The following is a 21,497-nucleotide window of genomic DNA, read 5'->3' on the forward strand; positions in this document are numbered from 1 at the left end:
GCCGGTGCGCAAAGGCGCATCGGATGGCGGCCGCCGGTGCGAAAGGCCCGATCGCGCGACGGCGAGGTTTTGAGGGTTGAACCGCTGAGATTCGTCGCGGTCGGCTGCGGCTTTCCGGGCTTCGCGTCCAGAATCGAGCGAACGCCCCGTCGGGGAAGATGTGCGCATCGCCGAAGCGGTGAGTCTCGCTCGAGGGCCGTGATGCCATGAGCCGGGCGCTGAACGACATCGATGCGGCCATCGCCCGCCTGCCCGGCGGCGACAGCGAGAAGTCGCGATTGCGGGAACGGGCACGCCGCTATCACCGCGCCTGCGGCTGCGCGCTGGGCGGTGCGTTTCTGAGCGCGGCTCTTCCTGTGTCCGCGGCCTGTCTTCTCCTGGCCGAGCCCTTTCGCTGGAGCCTGATCCCGATCTGTCTCGCCGGTATATTCGGCGCAGGCGTCCTGGGCAAGGCCGTCGGCGTCGGCTGGGCAAAGGCGAGGCTCGCATGGCTGCGTCGCTCGCTCGCGAGACGAACCGCGATCTGAAGGGGGATCGTCATGTCGACCTGCACGAAATGGGTGACCCAGGCGGTCATCACCTGCAAGAACTGGTCGTCGAAGACCTCGTATGAATGCACGCAATGGGCCGACGAAGGCTCGAACCAGTGCTCGCAATGGGCCGACGAGGGTTCCGACCAATGCACCTCCTGGGAGGAGTGCCACTGGTACACGCCCTGGAACTGCATCGCCGGCTTCTTCTGCCGCGCCTGGTACTGGGTCGCGAAGTGGGTCTGCAAGGCCTGGTATTGGGTCGCCAAGTGGGTCTGCAAGGCTTTCGCCTGGGTGGTCGAGAAGGTCTGCGTGCTGTTCGGCTGGATCTTCCAGCTGGTCTGCGTCGCCTGGGACACGCTGCGCTGCGCGCTGCTGAATTTCTGGCACTGGCTCGAATCTCTGTTCGGCCGCGGCGGGGACCGGAAGCCACCCGCGGTCGATCATGTATTCGTGCTCATGCTCGAGAACCGCTCCTTCGATCACATGCTGGGCTTCAGCAACCTCACGGGCGTGGACATTCAGGGCAATCCCGTTACCGCCGACGGCGTCGCCCTCAACGTCAACACCAATCCCGATCCCACCACCAGCACCGACGTGTCGGTCGCTTTCCCCGCCGATTTCCAGCTCTCCGGGATCGACAAGGGGCCCGGCCACGAATTCGAGAATGTCGTGACGCAGCTCTGCGGCGGCGGCGTGACCTATACGGCCGGCGCGGCCTATCCGCCCATCACCAACCTGGGCTTCATCGCCGACTATGTCGATGACGGGGCCTCCCAGCCCACCCGCATCATGAATTGCTTCACCCGCGACCAGCTTCCGATCATGAACAAGCTGGCCGAGGAGTTCGCGGTCTGCGACCGCTGGTTCTCCTCGCTGCCCGGGCCGACCTTTCCCAACCGCTTCTTCGCCATGGCCGCGACCTCGGGCGGGCTCGACGGCAGCCCGAGCGATCTCGAGACCGTGATCGCCACCGGCTTCGAGGGCTACCGCTTCGAGAACGGCAACATCTTCGACCAGCTCGACCAGTATTGCCTGCCCTGGCGGATCTATCGCGGCGACGATTTCCCGGCGGCCTTCCTCCTGAGCGGGATGAACCTGAACGAGCTGCAGGGCCGGCTGACCGGCATCGACGATTTCGAGAGCGAGCTGAACGATGCCGGGTTCGACAAGAAGTTCGTCTGGATCGAGCCGCGCTACGGCGCCGACGAATTCGACATCACCGGCCCCGGCGACTTCACCTGCGGCAACTCGATGCATCCGCTGGACGACGTCACGCGCGGCGAGAAGCTGATCAAGCGGGTCTATGAGGCGATCCGCAACTCGCCGCATTGGGAGAAGAGCCTGCTGATCGTCACCTTCGACGAGCATGGCGGCTTCTACGACCATGTCACGCCCACGGCCGCGGTGCCGCCCGGCGACACCTTCACGCAAGACTATATCCAGCATCAGTTCCGCTTCGACGTCTATGGCGTGCGGGTGCCGACGCTGGTGATCTCGCCTTTGATCCCCAAGGGCGTGATCGACAAGACCGAGTACGACCACAGCTCGATCCTGGCGACGGTCGAGCGGCTGTTCGGCATGGGCAACCTCACCGAGCGCGACAAGGCCGCGAAGGACCTGCGGCCGCTCCTGTCGCTGGCGACGGCCCGCACCGACGCGCCCGCGACCTTGCCGCCGGTCGCGGTCAATCCGAACCCGCTCGACTGCGAAGACGACGATGACGAGACCGGCGTGATCCTGCGGACGAAGCTGGCGGAGATGAAGCGCGCGCAGGCCGGGGGCATCTATCGCGACCGGAAGGTGCGGGAGAGCCCCGTCGACCACTCCCAGATCGGGTTCCTGCAGATCGCCCTGCTGCGGGTGCTGCAGGACGCCGAATATCCCGACCGGCAGCAATGGATCGAGGATTACCGGAAGATCCGCAACAAGCTGGACGCCGCCATCTTCATGAAGGAAGCCAAGCTCAAGCTCCGCTACGGCGCCGACGTGAAGAAGGAGGCGCGGCTGGAGCGGGAGCGGCAGAAGCCCGCCCTGCGGCAGGGCCGTCGCATGTGACGAGGCAGAAATGAGGGGGAGGTTAGGGTGGGGGGTGATCGTAGAACGTGGTGCTTCAATAAATTTGCATCGCCCATCCTCGCCGCCATCGAGTTTGTGGCGACCCCCCACCCCAGCCTCCCCCTCAAGGGGGGAGGTGAAGAAAGCAAAGCGATGGCCCTGCCTATTTCGCCGCCTGGATCGCCTGCCAGACCCGCTCCGGCGTGGCCGGCATGTCGATATCGATGACGCCCAAGGGGGCCAGCGCATCGAGCACGGCGCTCACCAGCGCCGCGGGACCGGCGATGGCGCCCGCCTCGCCGCAGCCTTTGACGCCCAGCGGGTTGTAGTGGCAGGGCGTGACGATCGATTCGATCCGCATCGAGGGCAGGTCGGAGGCGCGGGGCAGGGCGTAGTCCATCAGCGAGCCTGAGAGCAGTTGCCCGGTTTCGTTGTCGAAGGCGCAGAGCTCCATCATGCCCTGGCCGACGCCCTGCGCCAGGCCGCCATGGATCTGGCCCTCGACGATCATCGGGTTCATCTGGTTGCCGAAATCGTCGACCGCCGCCAGCGCCTTGATCTCGATCCTGCCGGTCTCGGGATCGACCTCGACCTCGCAGAGATGGCAGCCATAGGGGAAGGTGAAGTTGGGCGGGTCGAAATAGGTCGTCATCTCGAGGCCGGGCTCGAGCTTGTCGAGCGGATAGTCGACCGGATTGTAGGCGGCGCGCACCACGTCCCTGAAGCTCCGGCTGAGATCGGTGCCGGCGACGCGGAAGACGCCCTGCTCGAAGGTGACGTCGGTGGGATTGGCCTCCATCAGATGGGCCGCGATCTGGCGCGCCTTCTCCACCACCTTGTCTAGCGAGATCTTCAAGGCCGAACCGCCCACGGCGATCGAGCGCGAGCCATAGGTGCCGATGCCGTAGGGCACGCGGTCGGTGTCGCCATGGACGATCTCGATCTTGTCGAAATCGACGCCCAGCGCGTCGGCCACGATCTGGGCATAGACCGTCTCATGGCCTTGCCCATGGGTATGGCTGCCGGTGAGCACGGTCACGGTGCCCGTGGGGTTCACGCGCACCGTGCCGACCTCGTACTGCCCCGCCTGGCAGCCCTGCTCGTTGAGCAGCTTGGAAGGACCCATGCCGCAGGATTCCATGTAGTAGGCGAAGCCCAGCCCGCGATAACGGCCGCGCGCGAGCGCCTCGGCGCGACGCGCGGGGAAGCCCTTGAAATCGGCGGTCTCGACCGCTTGGTCCATCAGCCGGTCGAACTCGGCCACGTCGTAGGTCCAGAGCAGCGGCGTCTTGTAGGGGAAGGCTTCGGGCGGGATGAAGTTGCGCCGGCGGATCTCGACCCGGTCGATCCCCATCTCGCGTGCGGCCGCATCCATGGCGCGCTCCAGCACATAGGTGCATTCGGGCCGTCCAGCGCCGCGATAGGCGTCGACCGGCTGGGTGTTGGTGAAGGCCGCACGCGTCCGGCACTGCACCGCGCGCACCTTGTAGGGGCCGGGGAAGGGGTAGGCATAGAAGAAGGAAGGGATCGCCGGCGCGAAGGTCGAGAGATAGGCGCCCATATTGGCGATGGTGTCCACTTTCAGGCCCTGCATCACGCCTTCGGCATCGAGCGCCAGCGAGACGGTCGTCACATGGTCGCGCGCATGGGTGTCGCTGAGATAGGCCTCGCTGCGGTCGGAGATCCATTTCACCGGCCGCCTCAGCTTATGCGAGGCGAACACTACCAGCACCTCCTCGGCATAATGGTAGATCTTCATGCCGAAGCCGCCGCCGACATCGGGCGCCACCACGCGGATCTTCTCCTCCGAGATGCCGAGCGTGGCGGCCGCGAGCAGCACGCGGATGATGTGCGGGTTCTGGTTCGAGGTGTAGAGCGTGTAGCGGTCGGTCGAGGGGTCGTAATGGCCGATCGTGCCGCGCGTCTCCATCGGCGAGGCATGGATGCGGTTGTTGACGAGCTTCAGGGTCGTGACGTGGGCGGCGGTCGCGAAAGCCCGGCTGACGGCCGCCGGATCGCCGATCTCCCAGTCGTAGCAGAGATTGCTCGGCGCCTCGGGCCAGAGCTGCGGCGCCCCGGGCTCGACCGAGCGCTCCAGGTCGACGATATGCGGCAGGGGCTCGTACTCGACCTCGATCCGCTCCATCGCGTCGAGCGCCTGGGCGCGGGTCTCGGCCACCACGAAGGCCAAGGGATCGCCGACATGGCGCGCGCGGTCGGTCGCCAGCACCGGATGGGGCGGCTTCGCCATGGGCGCGCCGGTGGTCCGCGGCACGATCCAGCCGACCGGCAGGCCGCCGACCTTGGCGGCATCGAGATCGGCGCCGGTCACGATCGCGAGCACGCCCGGCAGGGCCCTGGCCGCCGCGATGTCCAGCTTCAGGATGCGCGCATGGGCGTGGGGCGAGCGCAGCACCACGCCATGGACCATGGCGGGGAGCTGGATGTCGTCGACATAGCGGCCCTCGCCGGTGACGAAGCGCCGGTCCTCCTTGCGCTTGATGCGCTGGCCGACGAGCGGGGCGGTGGCGACGGGCTTGTTCACGGGTGGCGCTGGCTCCTCAGGAGGACGACGGCATGGATCGGCCCCGCTGGCGCGTCTCGCGGGGGCTGCGGCCGAAGCGGGCCTTGTAGTGGCGGCTGAACTGGGCCTGGTCGCCGAAGCCCCAGAAATGCGCGATCTCGGCGATGGTCTGGCGCTGCCGCGGGTCGCGCAGCGCCTCGTCACAGCGGATGAGCCGCTGCTCGCGCACCCACTGGCCCAGCGTCGCACCCTTCTCCTGGAAGAGCTGGTGCAGATAGCGCACCGACAGTCCGCAAGCCTCTGCCACGTCCTGGGGTGCGAGACGGGAGAAGGCCAGGTTCTGGCGCAGGTAATGCTCGATCCGCTGGAGATGCGCCTGCTTCACCGAGGCCTGACGGCTCTCGAGGATATGCGCGTCATTGTCGAAGGTGAGGGCGAGGAGGTCGACGAGCTGGCGTCCCAGCACCGCGCGGCCCGCGGGCAGGATCGCCTCGACCGTCTCCGGCACGAGCCGCAGCATGTCGACGAAAAGGCGGCCAGCGCCCTGGGCGCAGTCGAAACGCAGCGAGGCGAAGCGGTCGGGGACGGAGAGGCGCTGGCGCATCAACGAGGCGGGCACCCTTAAGACCCAGAGCGCGTTGGCGTCGGGATCGCTGAACTCGTAGGGCAGGTGGCTGCGCTCGACCACGAAGGCGCCGGGCCGGCACTCCACCTCCATCCCGTCCTGCATGAAGCGGATATCGGCCCGCTCCGGCACGGTGATGAGGAAATGCTCCTCGGGATCCTGGCGCAGATGGCGGGCGTTGCGCGCATAAGTGATGCCGTCCGTCACCAGCCGCGACAGGGAGACCTCGCCCAGCTCCCAGAGCTCGATGCTGCCCTCGAACCGCTCGGCATCGCGGTAGCTGAGGTCGAGCGGGAAATAGGCCTGCGCCACCGCCTGTTCCCAGAAGCGGCCGCGTTCGGCGGGCGCGATCCCGGCGGTTCGATATTGGACGGACAAGGGCGCCTCCCGAGGCTGGGGTTCTTCCGACCCGGCCGCAATGGCCCGGGGTCGTCCCGCCCGGACCAATGACGCTCCAGGCTAGGCCAGACCCGAGTTTAGGGCTTGATGCCGAGTGCGCCCAGATTTGACGGAAACTGCGCCGGAGCGCCGGTTCAGCCCGGGGCGGCGGCCTCGTACTCCCGCCGCAGCAGCCCCCGGTCGACCTTGCCGCCCGCGTTATAAGGCAGGGTCTCGCGCTGGAAGACCCGGTCGGGGCAGCGATAGCTCGCCAGGTGGCGCTTGCAATGGGCGATGAGGACGGCCGGGTCGACCGCGCCTTCCTGCATCACCACCACGGCGGCGATGATCTCGCCCCAGACGGGGTCGGGCAGGCCGATCACGACGGCGTCCTTCAGGCCCGGGAAATCCAGCAGCACCCGCTCGATCTCGGCCGGATAGACGTTCTCGCCGCCGCGGATGATCATCTGCTTCTTGCGGCCGGCGAGATAGATGTAGCCGTCCTTGTCGCGATAGCCGAGATCGCCGCTGAAGAGCCAGCCGTCCTTGAGGGTCCTGGCGGTCTCTTCCGGCATCTGCCAATAGCCGACCATGCCGGTGCCGCCGCGGCTGGCGATCTCGCCGATCTCGCCGTCCGGAGCCTCGCGACCCTCGGCATCGCAGATCCGGAGCTCGACCCCGATCGGCGGCCGGCCGATGGAATCGAGATGCTTGGCGCCGTCGCGGAAGGCCTGGCGGTGATCCTCGATCGAGAGAATCGATTGCGGCAGGTCCTCGGTCTGGCCGAAGGACTGCACCATGTCGCCCTTGTAGACCGACATGACGTCGCGCAGCAGGCGCGGGTTCATCGGCGCGCCGGCATAGACGATGAGGCGCACATCGCCGAAATAGGCGGCGCCGAAATCCGGTGCCGCCGCCATCATGGCGAGCATGGTCGGCACCAGCGAGAGGAAGGTGACGCGATGCGTGCGCACCGCCGCCATGGTCGTGTCGAGTTTGAACTGCGGCAGGATCAGCACGCCGGCACCGCGCACCAGGCAGGTCATGGTGATGACCAGCGCCGAGATATGGAACAGCGGCGTGGTCACATGCACGATGTCGTCGGAGCGGATGCCGAACTCGATGATGAACTTGTAGGCCCGGATGCAGCAGGCGCGCTGGTCGAGCACGGCGCCCTTGGGCCTTCCGGTCGTGCCGCTGGTGTAGCAGATGACGAAGGGCGAATGGCCGTCGACGCCGAGGAGGTCGGCGGGGCTGCAAGGATGGTCTGCGCGACCCTGCCGGCAGAAATCCTCGAGCTTCTGCCAGCCGAGGGCCAGCTCGGGCGCCAGCTCCCGCGCCTCCGCTTCATAGCGCGATCCCACCAGCAGCAGCCGCGCGCCCGAATTCTGGATCTGGTAGCGCAGCTCAGGCACGCGCTGGCGGTAGTTCAGCGGCACCGCGATCGCGCCGATGGCGGCGATGGCGTAGAGGATCTCGAAGAAATCGATGCTGTCGACATCGAGCAGCGCCACGCGGTCGCCTCGGGCGATGCCCGATGCCGTCAGGTGCCGCGCCAGTGACGCCACCTCGCCCGCGAAGCCCGCGAAGGTCACGCTGCGCTCGGGCCCGATCAGGCAAGGCTTCGATCCGAAGCGACCCGCCGCCGCGCGGACGAGATGCGCGAGGCTGTCCATGTCGGGAGGGAGCGTCGAGGCCGGGATGTTCGTGGGGGTGTTCATGACGGCAGGCAGCTCGCGCGCACCACCCCTCCCCCTACTCCCTCCCGCAAGGGGAGGGGGCTTGATGTGTTGCCGTCGCCGCGCTTCCCGAAGCAGGAGGGGACGAGATGTTTGTCGTTCCAGCCCCCTCCCCTTGCGGGAGGGGGTAGGGGGAGGGGCTGCGCGATTTGAGTCATAGCGGGCCGCGGCACATTCATTCGAAGCGCGACTGCGCCCAGCGGATCGCTGAGGCGAAGCCGTCGCGCTTGACCCGCTGCTCGAGCTCCCCCTTGAAGGGATCGGGCAGGCAGCAGAGCTCGACGAAGGCATCCTCGCCCATGGCGATGGCGCTGCTGAAACCCATGATCTCGTAGCTGCGGTTGACCATCATCTTGTTCTGCGCCCAGATCCCGGCGGGGAAGCCCTGCAGCTTGCGCGACCAGGCCCGCACGCGCTCGCCGAGCCGGCCGGGCTCGCACAGCTCGTTGACGAGCCCGATCCGCTCGGCGCGTTCGGCTGTCATCAGCTCGCCCGTCAGCAGCACTTCCTTGGCGTGGCGGATGCCCATGACCCAGGGGCTGATGAGGAAGGGCGCGCTGGCGGCGATCCGCGCCTCGGGCTCGCCGAAGCTCGCGCCGCGATCGGCCAGCACGAAATCGCAGGCCATGGCGAGCTCGAAGGCGCCGCCCAGGCAATAGCCCTCGACCGCGGCGATGACAGGCTTGGTCGAATGCCAGACCTTCCAGCAGGCGGCATTGCCGCGCCCGATATGACGGCGGATCTCGGCCGGCCCGCCGCCCTCCAGCTCCGCCAGCGCGGCCGGCAGGTCGTAGCCCGAGGAAAAATGGCCACTGGTGCTGCCGAGCGCGATGCAGCGCACCCCCTCGGCCACCGCCGCTTCGTCGAGGGCCCGGCCCAGCTCCGCCCATTGATGCTCGTCGAAGGCATTCATCTTCCGGGCGCGGTCGAAGCGGATCCAGCGCAAGCCGTCCTCGTCTTCGATCCTGAGCGTGGCGAAATCTGTGGACATGACCCGACCCCCCCAAAGCCCTTTGCATTGCCGAAGAAGCGCCCGCGATGTTGACGGAGCCCTCGCCCCGGCCGCAAGAGGGCTCGAGGGCACCGGCAGAGGCCGGTCGTCAGTCGCTGCTGTCGCTGGCGGCCTGGCGTTGTACGACATGAACGGCGCCGGCCGGCACCGCGCCGTCCCCCGGGGCATCGCTCTCGGTCGTCGGCATGGCGATCTCGACCGACGGCAGCGGCGGCTTCGCACCCGGCAGCGGGTCGAAGGCAGGGCGCGGCTGATCGAGGGCGTCCAGCGCATAGCGCTTGCCTTCGAACAGGTCACGCTCCAGGAGCTCGACCGAGGCGAGCCAGCCGGCGGCGTCGGCGCATTCGGCGCTGTCGTCGCCCGTGCGGCAGACCTGCGCCACCTCGCGGCCGCTATAGATGAGGGTCGCTTCCGGCAGCGGCCGGTAGAGACGGTCGCCCGGCGTGCGCGACAGGTCGAAGAGCGTGGTCTGGCTGCTGCCGATGAGGTCCATCACCAGGCGCGGCAGCTCGAACATCGGCACCGAGCCCACCCGCAAGGGGCCGCGCTTGCCGTCGATCACGATCAGCGGCGTCGCGTCGGAAACGCCATACTGCGCCGGCGTGAAGGCGCCGAAGCGCTCGGCGAGCAGTCCCGATTCCACATAGCCGCCGAACTTGGCGCCGAGCGTGGGCAGGTGGTCGCCGAAGGCGATCACGATGGCGTCCGGGTCGGTCGCGGTGATGCGCTCGATCTCGTCATAGAGCTCGCGCGACTTGTGGCGGATCACGCTGCCATAGCGCTGCACCAGGTCGTTGTCGGAGCTGGCCGTGAGCACGGCGGGGCGCTGCTCGCTCAGATCGTACGCCCAATGGCCGTAATAGGTCATGACGTAGCTGAGCGTGGGTCGCCCGTCCTGCTCCCGGTCAAGCCGCGCCGCCACCTGGCGGTAGAGCGACCGGTCCGACAGGAACGGCCCGTTCAGGTCGTCGAGATCGAAATCCTTCACCGACCAGAAGCGCTCGAAGCCCGCATGGCGATAGGCGTTCTGCCGGTTCCAGAACCCGGGTCCGTTGGGATGGGAGGCGACGGTGCGATAGCCGAGCTGGCCCAGGACCCGCGGCAGGCAGGGCAGGTCATTGTCGAAGCCGCTCTCGAACTTCACCGTGAAATCGTGGACCGGAAATCCGCAGAGGAACTCGAACTCGGCGTTGGCGGTCTGGCCGCCGAAGGCGGGGCTGAGGGCCGTCGACCGGCCGGCCCGTTGCCACAAAGCTTCGAAGCGGGGATCGAGCGGCGGCTCGCTATAGCCTGCCTTCGTCAGGGCCGAGGGATCCCAGAAGCTCTCGAGCACCATCACGTAGATGTTGCGAGGCTGGGGCGGCACCGCGAGGCTGGCGAGCCAGGGCCGCGCCAGGGTTTGCGAGGCGGCGCTCAACGCCTCGCCGCGGCCGGGGCTCGGACGGCGATTGGCGAGCGTGCGCGCGATCTCCTGCAGGCTGTGCAGCGCGGCGCCGCGCCAGACATAGTTCTCGCGCTGGTCCCAGGTGGTGTTGCCGAAGCGCGCATCCATCGCCGTGACGATAGGAGCGGGCATCGATGTCGGGATGGCCGCGACGAGGCCGAGACCGGCGAGCCCCAGCTTGGCGGACCAGCCCCGCCAGGTGAGATTGACCAGCAGCAGCCCGCCGAGGAGGAGCAGCGGCAAGCCGAGGCCCGCCCAGCCGAGCGGCCCCAGCACCTCGATCAGCGCGGGAAACGAGTCGATATCGTCCGGCATGAGGGGCCGGCCCAGCATCGCGATCTTGGCGGGGTTGCCGATCCAAAGCGCCGCGACCAGGAGCGCCTGGACCAGCAGGAAGATCCAAACCCGCCGCGAGGCCAGGAACAGCAGCCAGGAAACGGCGAGCAGCAGGCCGCCGTCCCACACCGTGCGGCTGCGCACGATCCGAACCTGGAAGACGCTCTGCGCGACGAGGTCGGCCAGGCAATAGAGGAGCAGGGTGGAGAGAAGGGGCACGGCCCAGCGCCAACGTGCGAGGCGGGGGCCGAGGCCGGCGATCGAAGCGGGCAATGACATCCGGCGACGGGGGCGTGCGGTGATCTGTCTTTAAACTGCAACCTAACTGCAGCGACAAATTCATAAATCACCGCTGATTGGCGCGCCAGTCACCTCGACGAAGTATTTTTCGGGCCCGTCTGTAACGATCCGACTGTTAAATATTTCAATTGGTTGTGAAGCGGCTTGGAACCGGGCCGGTAATTCCCAAGGTAAGCGACAGGACGTTAATCAAGCTCCCTTAACGTAGGGCCTGCGGCGGGCGGGCCGATTTTCGTTGTCAGGGGAACTTGCCAACATCCGGTTGGTGCGATTCGGGACTGCAAAAACCGATCATGACCGAGATTGCCCAAAACCACCGTCCTCTCAAGGTGGACGTCATGGTGACGCTCGAGCGCGACGAACTTGCCGGCGGCCATGTCAAATGCTGGGAACGGTTCGCCGAAGCGGCGGTCGCCCTTCCCGAAGAGCTCGATCTCACCCTGCATTTCCTGGCCGAGCGCGACGGGGTCGAAAGGCTCGCCGGGAACGTCCGCTTCCGCAACCATGCCGCTGCGCTCGGCACGCGCGATCTGCGCTTCATCAGGCATGGCGGCGGCCATACCGATCTCGCGCGCTTTCACCGCGGGCTGATGCATTCGCTCGCCGGCTCCGACGTGGTGCATGCGACCGAGTTCTTCAGCTTCGGGCGCACCGCCATCGCCTATGCCGAGCGCAGCGGCTGCGGACTGGTCGCCTCGATCCATACCGATGTGCCGCGTTTCACGCGCGTCTATGCGGCCGAGGTCATCCGGCGCCTCGCCGGCAAGTGGGGCGCCTGCTTCCTCAACGAGTATCTGCGCCTGCCCGAACGGATCTCGCGTTTCATCGACGCCGGCATCGATCGCTGCCTCGCGCGCTGCGACCGGGTGCTGGTCTCCAAGCGCGAGGATCGCGACCGGCTGGTCCCGGTGCTCTCGCCCGCGCGCATCAGCATGCTGCGCCGGGGCATCGACCGCGACGGGTTCTCGCCGGTTCACCGCGATCGCGCGCGCTTGGCGCATGCCTTCGGCATCCCGCCGGAGCGCCCGGTCCTGCTCTTCGTCGGTCGCATCGATTCGACCAAGAGCGCCTTGGTGATGGCCGAAGCGGCCCACCGCCTGCTGGGCGAGGGCGTCGACCTGCAGGTGGTGGCCGTGGGCGAGGGCGAGGATCGCGGACCGATCGGGGAGCTCCTGGGCGACCGGGCGACGTTGCCCGGCGCGTTGCCGCAGAAGGAGCTGGCCTGGCTCTATGCGAGCGCCGATCTCTTCGTGTTTCCCTCCATGACCGAGGTCTCGCCCAACGTGGTGTTGGAGGCCAAGGCCAGCGGATTGCCGGTGGTGGTCGCGGCCCAGCATGGGGGCGGCCAGTTCGTGGCCCGGCCCGGCTTCGACGGCGTCGTGCTCGACAGCCAGGATCCGTCGCTCTGGGCCGAGGCGATCACGCCCCTGTTGCGGTCCCCCGAAGCCCGTTTCGCCATGAGCGGCCATGCGCGACGCTGGGCCGAGACGGCCTGGCCCGGCTGGCGCGACGTGCTGATCGAGGATCTGATCCCGGCTTGGCGCAAGGCCGCTGCGAAAGCGGCGTGAGGCTCCGCGCAGGCTCAGTCCTGTCGCATCTTCTCTTCTCCGCGTCCGTGCTTCCCACTTTCTTCCTGATCTCTTCTCCCTTGAGGGAGGGAAAGTGAAGCGGAGCGTTCAGCGCCTCAAATCCGCCCGAGCGCATGTGCGGCGTCGGCTGGCGCCGGGTCGCCTTGAGGCTTATGGCGCGAAGAATCTTACAGTTGAAAATTTTACAGTAACTGTTAGATTATGGCTATGCCAGGAGCCGGAACCTACACCGCTGAGACACTTGCCTTTCGCGCCGGCGTGCCGTTGCGAACTGTCAGGTTTTATGTGCAGGAGAAGCTCATCGATCCGCCGCTCGCACGAGGTCGAGGGGCCAATTTCACCGAACATCATCTTGTTCAGCTGCAGCAGGCCCGCACGCTGCAGAATGCTGGCTTCACGCTCGATGCTATCCGTGAACGTCGCGGCGAACTCAGCGTCGGGCTGCACGCCATGGCGGCATTCGACACCGCGCATCGAGGGTGGCTCGGCCGCGAACGGACAGGTCGGGCGCAGGAGGACGATGCCCTCGACGAAGCCGAATGCATTCGCATTCCTATGACCAAGGGCGTGGAATTGATGGTGTCGCGAGACCAGCCGCTGCCGAGCCCGCGTCAACTGGTCGAGATCGCATTGCATATCCGCAAGGCTTTCGGCGGCTGATGAAGGGGAACGGCTGTGTTCAACGAAGCGGAGCTCATCGTCCTTCGCCGGGCTTATGCTCGACAAATAGCCTTCCTGGGCGACGCGAATAACGCCGCTTTGGAGCGCGCTTATGCCGAGGTGCCGCGGGAAGCCTATCTCGGTCCGGGACCCTGGCCCATTTTTCGTTGGACGGGCTATACCCAGACGCCCGATGCCGATCCCGCTTGGTTGTATTCCGATATCCTCGTGGGGCTCGTGCCGGAAAGGGGTCTCAACAATGGTCAGCCCTCGGCTCATGCCGGATGGATCGCGGCAGCGGCGCCTTTGCCGGGAGAGCATGTGGTCCATATCGGAGCGGGAGCCGGGTACTATTCGGCGATCATGGCGCATATGGTTGGATCTGCCGGTACGCTAACGGCCATCGAATATGATCCGGCCCTGGCGGCATGTGCTGCCGCGAACCTCGCTCATTTGCCCAACGTTCTGACCCTACATGGCGACGGCTCGGTGGTTCCAATTGCGCCAGCGGACGTGATCTACGTGAACGCGGGTGCCTCCCGACCGGCGGATACCTGGCTCGACGGCTTGAAGCAGGGCGGGCGCCTCATCCTGCCACTCACGACCAAATTCAACTTCGGCGAAGGGGCACCGGATTTCTCGCGTCCGTCCGGCGCTGTTTTCCGTATCACGCGACGGGGCAGCAATTTCGACGCCGACTTTATCGGCGACGTTGCGGTATTCCCCTGCGAGGGCGCGCGCGACGAAGCTTCAGAGCAAGCGCTTGCGGCGGCTTTTGGAAAGGGCGGCTATCGCGACGTCAAGCGGCTGCTCCGAACAGATGACGTTCCCGAAGAAGAATGCTGGGTGAGGGCACCCGGCTGGAGTTTGACGTACCGCTAGGCTTCAATCCTGTCCGCGCGCTTAGACGCGACCCCAAAACTGTCGCCGTGTTACCGCTCAGCTCCAGTTAAGCTTCCGCAGTCAGTGCCTCAGCATCCGACCGAGCGCGCCGCGCTCGACCAGCAGCCAGGCGCCCAGTCCCGCGAGGCCGACGGCCAGCTCGCGCGCCCGCTTCAGCAGCGCCATCGCCAGGGCGGGATGCGGGCCGATGCCGAGCCAGCCGCAGACCAGGATGAGGGCGCCTTCCTGCACGCCCAGCCCTGCCGGCAGCAGGAAGGCCGCGGTGCGTGCCGCATTGATCAGCCCCTCGATCGCGATCGCGTCGAGGAGACCGACCGGCTGACCCATCAGCCGCATGATCAGCCAGACCTCGCCGGCGCGGGCGATCCAGGCGCCGAGATGCCAGAGCAGGGCCGCGAGGCAGGAGGGCCAGCGGCGATAGATGCCGGCGATCTCGGTCTGCAGCTTCTCGCCGATCAGATGCGGCGGACCCAGGAACCGCGCCAGCCCCATGCGGTTGGCGAGCGCCGCCCCGCCCTTGAGCACGCGGCCGCGCTGCGCCGCCAGCAGGAGCAGGAAGGGCAGCAGCGTCACGGCCAGCGCCGCCAGCACCTTGCCCAGGCCCACCTCCGGCAGGGACGCGATCCGTCCGAGGCCGGGGAGCGCGAACAGCGATTGCGCCGCGAGCGCCACCGTCATGTCGATGATGACGCTGGCCGCGGCCACGATCCCGGAAAGCGGCCCGTCGGCCGGCCGGCGCAGGTGATGGGCGAGGCGGGTGCGCACCACGTCGCCGCCGATCTGCGCCACCGGCAGCATCGAGTTGACGGCTTCGCCGATCCAGCGCGCGAGCCAGAGCCCCATCAGGCCGGGCCGCTCGGGCGGCGGGATCAGCAGGCGCCAGGCGACGGCTGCGGCCAGCAGCGGGACCGCTCGCCACAAGACCAGGACCAGGAAGCCGGCACCGGCCAGGCTCGCGGCATCGAGGACCGCGCCGAAATCGTGGCTGGCGAAAATGAAGACGATCAGGCCGAGCCCGACCGCGGTGCCAATGAGCGCGCGCAGGGAAACGGGGTGATGGCGCGGTGGCGGACCGTCATCCGACATAGCCATGCTCGCGGAACCAGGCGATCGCATCGGCGATCGCCTCGCGGGCAGGGCGCGGCCGGTAGCCCAGCTCCTCGATCGCGCGGTCGCTGGTGAAGAACATCGTCTTGCGCGCGAGCTTCACCGCCTCGCGCGTGGTGAAAGGCTCGCGGCCGGTGAGGCGCGCGCCGATTTCGGCGAGGCCCGCGATCGGGATCACCAGGCCGTGCGGCAGCTTGATGCGCGGCGGCCGGCGGTGGGTCATGGCGGCGACGAGCCCCAGGATCTCGGCCAGGCTCATATTCTCGGATCCGAGGATATAGTTGCGGCCGATGCGACCCCGCTCGAAGGCCAGGATATGGCCCTCGGCGACATCGTCGACATGCACGACATTGAGGCCGGTATCGACATAGGCCGGCATGCGCCCGCTGGCGGCGTCGACCACCATCTTGCCCGTCGGCGTCGGCTTGATGTCGCGCGGGCCGATGGGTGTGGAAGGGTGGGTGATGACCGCGGGCAGGCCCTGGCGCTCGATCATCTCGCGCACGACGATCTCGGCCGCGTGTTTCGACTGCTTGTAGGCGCCGATCATGTCGCCGGCGCCGCCGGCGTCTTCCTCGCCGGCGGGAGTGCCTCCCGGCCGGGGCAGCAGCGTGGCGACGCTGCTGGTATAGACGATGCGCGTCACGCCCGCTTCGCCCGCCGCCTGCATCAGCCGGCGCGTGCCCTCGACATTGCTCTCGAACATGCGCGCCCGGTCGGGAACCCAGAGCCGGTAATCGGCCGCGACATGGAACAGCGCCTCGCAGCCCTTCACGGCGGCCGCCAGCGAGGCCGGATCGGTCAGGTCGCCGGCCGCGATCTCCACATCGAGCTCTTCCAGGTTGCGCCGGTCGGCCGTGGGACGCACCAGCACGCGCACCCGCTCGCCGCGCGCGATGAGCTTGCGCGCCAGCGCCGAGCCGACAAATCCCGTGGCACCCGTGATCAGCGTGGTCATGGCGGTGAGAGCTTGGTTCCTCTTTCCCTTCCCTCGAGGGGGAGGGGAAGAAAACGATACGGCCGATTCGTTCCGCGCCCCACTATCGCGTTCCCGGGCGCGCGAGGCCAGACGCTCGATGGCGCGGAGAAATGTTACGGTTTGGCAGCCAGATCGTCGATGATCGGGCAGTCGGGGCGATGGTCGCCGTGGCAATGGCGTGCGAGATGGTCGAGTGTGCGCCGCATCGATTCGAGCTCCGCGATCCGGCCGTCCAGTTCCTCGATATGGCGCAGCGCCAGCGCCTTGACCTCCGCACTCGCCCGCTGCCGGTCGCGCCAGAGCTGCAGCAGCTTCGCGGTCTGCTCGAGCGAGAAGCCCAGATGACGGGCGCGCCGCACGAAGCTCAGCGTATGGACGTCGCTGTCGGTATAGTGCCGGTAGCCCGCCTCCGAACGCGCGGACGGGCGCACCAGCCCGATCGCGTCGTAATGCCGGATCATCTTGGCCGACACGCCGCTGAGCTTGGCGGCTTCGCCGATCGTCTTCATGGGCGTTGCTCCTCGGATGCGGGCCGCCAGCGGCCGAGCATCAGCGCGTTGGCGACGACGCTGACGCTGGAGAGCGCCATCGCCGCGCCGGCCGCGACCGGGCTCAGCAGGCCCAGGGCCGCCAGCGGAATGCCCAGCAGATTGTAGATGAAGGCCCAGAACAGGTTCTGGCGGATCTTGGCATAGGTCCGCCGCGACAGCGCGATGGCCGAAGCCGCGAGACGGGGATCGCCGCGCATCAGCGTGACGCCCGCCGCATTCAGCGCGATGTCGCTGCCGCTCGCCATGGCGAGGCCGATATCGGCCGCCGCCAGCGCCGGCGCGTCGTTGATGCCGTCGCCCACCATGGCGACCACGCGCGATCCGCCCTTGAGGCGGGCGAGGGCCGCGACCTTGTCGGCCGGCAGCAGGCCGGCCTCGACACGGTCGATGCCCAGCGTTGCGGCGACCGCCTCGGCCGCCGCCGCGCCGTCGCCGGTCAGCATAACGGTCTCGATTCCCGCGCGCTTCAAGGCGGCGACGGCGTCCCGCGCCTGCGGCCGCACGGGGTCCGCGAAGGCGAGCGCGCCCAGGAGCGCCGCCGGCCTGCCATCGGCCGCTGTTTGCGCCAGGAAGGCGGTGCTGCGCCCCGGGCCTGCGACGGAAGCCAGGGCTTTCTCGAACGTTGCCTCGGCGATGCCGCTCTCCCGCATCAGGCGCGGGCTGCCGAGAAGGAGGGCGGTGCCTTCGATCGTTCCGGCGATACCGCGGCCGGGCAGGGCCTTGAGATCGGTTGCCGGTGCCGCCGCGATCCGGCGCCGCTCGGCGGCGGCGATCACCGCATGCGCCAGCGGGTGCTGGCTCGATGCCTGCAGCCCCGCGGCCAGTCGCAGCAAGGAGGTCTCGTCGATCCCGAACGCGGCCAGCCCCACCAGCTCCGGGCGGCCCTCGGTCAGGGTGCCGGTCTTGTCGAAGGCCACGGTCGTCACCGCATGGGCCCGCTCCAGCGCCTCGCCGTCGCGGATGAGGATGCCATGCCGGGCACCGGCGCCCGAGCCCACCACCACGGCGGTCGGCGTCGCGAGGCCCAGCGCGCAGGGGCAGGCGATCACCAGAACCGTGACCGCATTGACGATGCCCGCGACCATGTCGCCGGCCCCCCACCACCAGCCCAGGAACGTGGCGAGCCCCAGGGCAAGCACGATCGGGACGAACACCGCGCTGATGCGGTCGACCAGCCGCTCGATCGGCGCCTTGCCGGCCTCGGCGGATTCGACCAGCCGGATGATGCGGGCCAGCAGCGTCTCCGCGCCGACGCGGCGGGTCTCGATCAACAGCACGCCCTCGCCATTGATGGCGCCGGTCGCGACCTCGTCGCCTTCATGGCGCGCAACCGGCAGACTCTCGCCCGTCAGCAGGGACTGGTCGAGGCTGCTGGCGCCCTCGATGACGACGCCGTCGACGGGAACCCGTTCGCCGGGGCGGACCTGGACGCGATCGCCCAGGTGGATCGCGGTGGCCGGCAGCTCGATGAAGGCGCCGTCGCGCCAGACGCGGGCGGTCTCGGGACGCAGCGCCGTGAGCGCGCGGATGGCGGCCAGCGTGCGCCGCTTGGCCCGGCCCTCGAGCCATTTGCCGAGCCGGACCAGCGTCACCACCAGGGCCGAAGCTTCGAAATAGAGATGCGGCATGGCGCCGGCCGGCGCCGTCGCCATCAGATAGAGGCTCAGCCCGAAGGCGGCGCTGGTGCCGATCGACACCAGCAGATCCATGTTGCCGGTACCGGCCCTGAGGGCGCGCCAGGCCGCGCCATAGAAGCGGGCACCCAGCCCGAACTGGATCGGCGCCGCCAGCAGCAGCTGCAGCCAGGCCGGCAGCATCGCATGCTGCCCCGCCAGCTGCAGGGCCATCTGGGCAATGAAGGGCAGGCAGGCGAGGCCGGCCAGCGCCAGCTTCACGCGCTCCGCGCGGTCATTGGGCGGCTCGGCGGCCGGCGGATGGGCGATATCGATGAGACGGGCCTCGTACCCGGCCTCGCCGACCGCCTCGATCAGGGCCGCGGCCTGCGGCTTCCGGCCGGGCTGGAACCGGACGCGGGCATGCTCGCTGGCGAGGTTGACCTCGGCCTGGGCGACGCCCGGCACCGTCTTGAGGGCTCGCTCCACCCGGCCGGCGCAGGTGGCGCAGCTCATGCCGCCGATCTCGAGCGCCAGCTCCCCGCCCTCGGCGCCGCCTTCGCAAGGCCTTGGTGTCGCCACGATTTTTCCATTTTCATCAATTAATTGGAGAGGATCGGCCGCGATGATGGCGGAGGCTGGGGCGGTCACGTCGGTCCTGGGGCTGAGAGGGGCATGGGCGTCCATAGACCGCAAGATGAGGGTTCCCATGATGGGAAGGTCAAGGCCGCGCCGCCCGCATGGCGGGTTTGCTGAACCAATGGATTGACCCATTGGTTCATTCGGCAGAGAGATGAAGTGGGGTCAAGAGGAGTACCAAATGCGATTCCGAGTTTCCGGCATGAGTTGTGAAGGCTGCGCCGATGCGGTGACGCGCGCCATCCACAAGGCAGCACCGGATGCCAAGGTCGATATCGATCTCGCCTCGGGCGAGATCGAGGTCGATGGTCGTGTCGCCGAATGCGCCGTCGCCGCGGCGATCCAGAAGGCCGGCTACACGAACGAAGGGCGGCTCGACTGAGGCAGGGCTTTACGCAGACGGCCATGCCGACTGCGATAGTACGATGAAGCCTGCGCCTTAGCGCCGCTCCCCCCGCTTAAGCGGGGCCTGTCTTTCCAGGGGCATCGCTGGATCGAGTTGCCCCCCGCTTGCGCGGGGGTGACGCTCTTTCGCCGGCAGCAGCCGGTTCGACAGACGAACAGCGCCGAATCCTTTCCCCGATTCACGATCGATCAACCGGGGGCTCGCAGAGTGGCGGGCCGCCCCGAATCGTTGCCGCTCCCGCACCCGCTTCCTAAACTCGGGCGCCGGTCGGGGAGCAGCCAGCGCTCCTGGCGGGCGCTCCGGCCCTCCGGGTCCCCTGCAACCGATCGAGACCTCCGCTTATGACGCCGTCCCACCTGAAGACATCGACCGCGCCCGCGGGCCGGACCGCCGCATCCCCGGCACCCGCGAACGCTGCCCCCGCGAATGCCGCGTTCGTCTATGCCGGCGGGAACTACAGCACGCAGCAGCACAAGCTGATGGGCCGCATGTCGGCGAGCGAAAGCTTCCTCAACGGTTTCGCGCGCCACAGCGGCGTCGACCACTTCTATTGCTATGCGATGCGCCAGCAGGATATCGACGACTTCACGCAGCGCGTGCAGACGGCCGCCGGCGCCAAACGGCCCGTGACCCATATCCCGCCGCTGGATCTCTCGGGTGTGGCCGAGCCCGGCTGCCTTTACCGGCCGGGCCCCAATATCGGCTATTTCGCCTGGCAGCGGCGCGCGGGCGACCAGCGCCGCTTCAGCGTCTGCGGCGTCACCCACACCACGGCCGAGCATGTGGTGATGGACGGCATCGCCGAAGCGGTGACGGGCCCGACCCAGGCCTGGGACGCGCTGGTCTGCACCTCGAGTCAGGTGCGGGCCATGGTCGAGCGGCTCACGGATCAATGGAGCCACTATCTGAGCCGTCGTTTCGGCGGCAAGACCGAACGTCCGGCCTTCCGGCTGCCGCTCATCCCGCTGGGTGTCGATTGCGAGACCTTCGACCCGACGGCGGCGCGCGAGCGCGAGGGCCAGGCGCTGCGCAAGCGGCTCGGCATCGCGCCGGACGATGTCGTCGTCCTCTTCGTCGGGCGCCTGACCCATGTCGAGAAGGCCAACCCGCTGCCGATGTTCCTGGCGCTCGAGGCGGCGGCGAAACACACGAAGAAGAAGCTGCATCTGCTGCAGGCCGGCTGGTACGCCTCGCCCGAGATCGAAAAGATCTTCGTCGAATCCGCCCGTCGGCTGATGCCGTCGGTGCGCTACCATCATGTCGACGCGCGCGAGCCGGAATTCCGCTGGAGCGCCTGGCATGCCGGCGACATCTTCACGTCGCTTTCGGACAACATCCAGGAAACCTTCGGCCTGACGCCGATCGAGGCCCAGGCGGCCGGGCTCCCGGTCGTGGTCAGCGACTGGGACGGCTATCGCGACACGGTGATCGACGGCGAGGTCGGGTTCGCCGCGCCGACCTTCATGCCGCCGCCGGGCACGGGCACCGATCTCGGCTGGCGCTACGCGACGGCGGTCGACAGCTATGGCCGCTATTGCATGACCACCGCGCAGTCCATCTCGGTCGATGTCGAGTTCTGCGCGAAAGCCTATCTCAAGCTGATCGAGGACCCGGCTCTGCGCCGGCGCATGGGCGAGGCCGGCCAGGCCCATGCCCGCTCGAAGTTCGATTGGCGCGTGGTGATCGCGGCCTACCAGGCCCTCTGGACGGAACTGGCCGAGCTGCGCCGCAGCGCGCCGGAGGCGGTGCCTTCCGAGGCCGACCGGCCGGTCCATCCCTTGCGCGACGATCCCTTCAGCCTGTTCTCCACCTATCCGACGGGCTATGTCGACGGCGACACCGTGGCGACGGCGGCGCCCGGCGGCAGCCGGCAGCGCCTCGCCGAACTGCGCGCGATCCCGCTCGCCAACCTGATGCCGAGCCTGCTGCTGCCGGAGGCGGAAATGGCGAAGCTCCTGGAGCATGTCGCCCGCGCGCCGGCACCGGTCGGGCAATTGCTGACGGTGGCGCCCGAGGCCCGGCAGAATCAGGTCCGGCGCAGCCTGGGCTGGCTCGCCAAGATCGGGCTCATCCGCTTCACCAAGCCGCCGGCGTAGGCCGATCG

At 68.1% G+C, this 21,497-nt stretch carries 16 protein-coding genes; 7 read left to right on the plus strand and 9 right to left on the minus strand.

The genetic code is table 11. The features are described 5' to 3' along the window. The first annotated feature begins 206 nt into the window (after nt 1-206). Both FRZ61_RS07435 and FRZ61_RS07440 read left to right on the plus strand, forming a co-directional pair. Nucleotides 207-527, plus strand: coding sequence for a hypothetical protein (locus tag FRZ61_RS07435; protein ID WP_151116185.1), 321 nt, complete (start codon nt 207-209; stop codon nt 525-527). Nucleotides 528-539: 12 nt separating this feature from the next. Next, nucleotides 540-2,588: an alkaline phosphatase family protein gene (locus FRZ61_RS07440; protein ID WP_151116187.1), complete on the plus strand. Its 2,049-nt coding sequence runs from the start codon at nt 540-542 to the stop codon at nt 2,586-2,588. 163 nt (nt 2,589-2,751) lie between these two features. Here the strand turns inward: FRZ61_RS07440 and FRZ61_RS07445 are convergent, their stop codons facing one another. The 5 genes from FRZ61_RS07445 to FRZ61_RS07465 form a co-directional block, all read right to left on the minus strand. Next, nucleotides 2,752-5,133, minus strand: a complete 2,382-nt coding sequence (locus tag FRZ61_RS07445) for a xanthine dehydrogenase family protein molybdopterin-binding subunit (protein WP_151116189.1) — start codon at nt 5,131-5,133, stop codon at nt 2,752-2,754. Nucleotides 5,134-5,149: 16 nt separating this feature from the next. After that, nucleotides 5,150-6,115, minus strand: coding sequence for an AraC-like ligand-binding domain-containing protein (locus FRZ61_RS07450; RefSeq protein ID WP_151116191.1), 966 nt, complete (start codon nt 6,113-6,115; stop codon nt 5,150-5,152). Nucleotides 6,116-6,270: 155 nt separating this feature from the next. Beyond that, nucleotides 6,271-7,836 carry a class I adenylate-forming enzyme family protein gene (locus FRZ61_RS07455; protein ID WP_191909340.1) on the minus strand — a complete coding sequence of 522 codons (1,566 nt, stop codon included), beginning with the start codon at nt 7,834-7,836 and terminating at the stop codon, nt 6,271-6,273. A 193-nt stretch (nt 7,837-8,029) separates the two neighbouring features. Continuing rightward, complete coding sequence (locus tag FRZ61_RS07460) at nt 8,030-8,845, minus strand: enoyl-CoA hydratase/isomerase family protein (protein WP_191909341.1); 816 nt, start codon at nt 8,843-8,845, stop codon at nt 8,030-8,032. Nucleotides 8,846-8,954: 109 nt separating this feature from the next. Beyond that, the gene (locus FRZ61_RS07465) at nt 8,955-10,865 is read right to left on the minus strand and encodes an LTA synthase family protein (protein WP_191909342.1); all 1,911 of its coding nucleotides are present in this window, start codon (nt 10,863-10,865) and stop codon (nt 8,955-8,957) included. Nucleotides 10,866-11,239: 374 nt separating this feature from the next. On the opposite strand from FRZ61_RS07465, the gene FRZ61_RS07470 reads away from it, so the two are divergent. The 3 genes from FRZ61_RS07470 to FRZ61_RS07480 all read left to right on the plus strand — a co-directional run bounded on the left by FRZ61_RS07470 (nt 11,240) and on the right by FRZ61_RS07480 (nt 14,077). After that, nucleotides 11,240-12,514 carry a glycosyltransferase gene (locus tag FRZ61_RS07470; RefSeq protein ID WP_151116199.1) on the plus strand — a complete coding sequence of 425 codons (1,275 nt, stop codon included), beginning with the start codon at nt 11,240-11,242 and terminating at the stop codon, nt 12,512-12,514. A 228-nt stretch (nt 12,515-12,742) separates the two neighbouring features. After that, on the plus strand, nt 12,743-13,195 hold the full coding sequence (locus FRZ61_RS07475; protein ID WP_191909343.1) for a helix-turn-helix domain-containing protein: 453 nt from the start codon (nt 12,743-12,745) through the stop codon (nt 13,193-13,195). A 15-nt stretch (nt 13,196-13,210) separates the two neighbouring features. Next, nucleotides 13,211-14,077, plus strand: coding sequence for a protein-L-isoaspartate O-methyltransferase family protein (locus FRZ61_RS07480; RefSeq protein ID WP_151116203.1), 867 nt, complete (start codon nt 13,211-13,213; stop codon nt 14,075-14,077). A gap of 81 nt (nt 14,078-14,158) precedes the next feature. Here the strand turns inward: FRZ61_RS07480 and FRZ61_RS07485 are convergent, their stop codons facing one another. The 4 genes from FRZ61_RS07485 to FRZ61_RS07500 form a co-directional block, all read right to left on the minus strand. Then, nucleotides 14,159-15,184, minus strand: a complete 1,026-nt coding sequence (locus tag FRZ61_RS07485; protein ID WP_225309166.1) for a lysylphosphatidylglycerol synthase domain-containing protein — start codon at nt 15,182-15,184, stop codon at nt 14,159-14,161. Further along, nucleotides 15,174-16,163: a hopanoid-associated sugar epimerase gene (gene hpnA, locus FRZ61_RS07490; protein ID WP_151116206.1), complete on the minus strand. Its 990-nt coding sequence runs from the start codon at nt 16,161-16,163 to the stop codon at nt 15,174-15,176. Before hpnA ends, FRZ61_RS07485 begins: the two co-directional genes overlap by 11 nt. 134 nt (nt 16,164-16,297) lie before the next feature. Continuing rightward, entirely contained in the window at nt 16,298-16,693 is a 396-nt protein-coding gene (cueR, locus tag FRZ61_RS07495; RefSeq protein WP_151116208.1) for a Cu(I)-responsive transcriptional regulator, read from the minus strand. After that, nucleotides 16,690-18,930 carry a heavy metal translocating P-type ATPase gene (locus tag FRZ61_RS07500; RefSeq protein ID WP_318526365.1) on the minus strand — a complete coding sequence of 747 codons (2,241 nt, stop codon included), beginning with the start codon at nt 18,928-18,930 and terminating at the stop codon, nt 16,690-16,692. The genes cueR and FRZ61_RS07500 overlap by 4 nt, the downstream gene beginning before the upstream one ends. A 238-nt stretch (nt 18,931-19,168) precedes the next feature. On the opposite strand from FRZ61_RS07500, the gene FRZ61_RS07505 reads away from it, so the two are divergent. Together FRZ61_RS07505 and FRZ61_RS07510 are read left to right on the plus strand one after the other, a co-directional pair. After that, nucleotides 19,169-19,369 carry a heavy-metal-associated domain-containing protein gene (locus tag FRZ61_RS07505; RefSeq protein WP_151116213.1) on the plus strand — a complete coding sequence of 67 codons (201 nt, stop codon included), beginning with the start codon at nt 19,169-19,171 and terminating at the stop codon, nt 19,367-19,369. Nucleotides 19,370-19,734: 365 nt separating this feature from the next. Then, nucleotides 19,735-21,489, plus strand: a complete 1,755-nt coding sequence (locus FRZ61_RS07510) for a glycosyltransferase family 4 protein (protein WP_151116215.1) — start codon at nt 19,735-19,737, stop codon at nt 21,487-21,489. The last annotated feature ends 8 nt before the right edge of the window (nt 21,490-21,497 follow it).

Source organism: Hypericibacter adhaerens, assembly GCF_008728835.1.
Classification (GTDB): Bacteria; Pseudomonadota; Alphaproteobacteria; order Dongiales; family Dongiaceae; genus Hypericibacter; species Hypericibacter adhaerens.

Coding starts and splice junctions, on each gene's coding strand:
- hpnA (WP_151116206.1), bottom strand. CDS start 16,163: ATGACCACGCTGATCACGGGTGCCACGGGATTTGTCGGCTCGGCGCTG.
- cueR (WP_151116208.1), bottom strand. CDS start 16,693: ATGAAGACGATCGGCGAAGCCGCCAAGCTCAGCGGCGTGTCGGCCAAG.
- FRZ61_RS07475 (WP_191909343.1), top strand. CDS start 12,743: ATGCCAGGAGCCGGAACCTACACCGCTGAGACACTTGCCTTTCGCGCC.
- FRZ61_RS07455 (WP_191909340.1), bottom strand. CDS start 7,836: ATGAACACCCCCACGAACATCCCGGCCTCGACGCTCCCTCCCGACATG.
- FRZ61_RS07440 (WP_151116187.1), top strand. CDS start 540: ATGTCGACCTGCACGAAATGGGTGACCCAGGCGGTCATCACCTGCAAG.
- FRZ61_RS07510 (WP_151116215.1), top strand. CDS start 19,735: ATGACGCCGTCCCACCTGAAGACATCGACCGCGCCCGCGGGCCGGACC.
- FRZ61_RS07470 (WP_151116199.1), top strand. CDS start 11,240: ATGACCGAGATTGCCCAAAACCACCGTCCTCTCAAGGTGGACGTCATG.
- FRZ61_RS07460 (WP_191909341.1), bottom strand. CDS start 8,845: ATGTCCACAGATTTCGCCACGCTCAGGATCGAAGACGAGGACGGCTTG.
- FRZ61_RS07505 (WP_151116213.1), top strand. CDS start 19,169: ATGCGATTCCGAGTTTCCGGCATGAGTTGTGAAGGCTGCGCCGATGCG.
- FRZ61_RS07435 (WP_151116185.1), top strand. CDS start 207: ATGAGCCGGGCGCTGAACGACATCGATGCGGCCATCGCCCGCCTGCCC.
- FRZ61_RS07485 (WP_225309166.1), bottom strand. CDS start 15,184: ATGTCGGATGACGGTCCGCCACCGCGCCATCACCCCGTTTCCCTGCGC.